This window comes from Bacillus sp. JJ1503 (genome assembly GCF_036965125.1).
GTDB lineage: Bacteria > Bacillota > Bacilli > Bacillales > Cytobacillaceae > Cytobacillus.
On sequence record NZ_JBALOZ010000502.1, the window covers coordinates 1 to 674 of the forward strand.

Genomic DNA, 674 nt, shown 5'->3' on the forward strand with positions numbered 1-674 from the left:
TACAGCGTATGTATTGAAAAGCATGTCGTCAATCTGCCCAGCATCGTTTAATCGCAAAACAAGCTCGTACACACCTTGATCAGCTGTCACTGTGAAAGCGGCATTCGTGTGCACTCCATTCTTTTTGATATCTTTTAACGTGATTTCTTTTGTTTTTCCAAATTGTGCTTCTGTTAGGCCTGCAATAAGGGTTGGCAGCTGTTCCTTTGCTACTTTTGCTTGAAGGCTGTTACTTAAGTGGCCGTATGCTTTTTCCCAATCCGTAGTTTTAAAAAGATCAGCATATTCCTTTGCCTTTTTTTCAAAATTGACTTCGTTAATGTTTTCCGCTGCTGAGACCTGATGTTCGGACAAAAGTCCGCCTGCAATTCCTGATAAACCAATTGAACCGGCGAGTGCTAGCTTTCCNNAATGAAATTCCTCCTCTATTTTTAATTCTATTAATAATACGAATGAAAGAGCAGAAAGTTCACATTTTTAAAAAAATATTAGATTGGTAACACTTGCGATGGCTTCTTTGAAATCCTTTACAGCCTTCAAAGGATTGTTTTCTTCGTCTTGGTCATAGGTGAATCTTTTTCAGCAAGAATAAGCCAGTTTAATAATGGGGAGGATGAAAATAGTATAGAAAAGTATGGGATCCGAAATTTGAAACTTTTCTCTCGAGAAAAATA

At 37.6% G+C, this 674-nt stretch carries 1 pseudogene; it reads right to left on the reverse strand.

Features of this window, described 5'->3' with window-relative positions:
* Positions 1–354 (reverse strand): annotated as a pseudogene (locus tag V7149_RS25915) (hypothetical protein); the annotation flags it as partial.
* Positions 355–674: the final 320 nt, after the last annotated feature.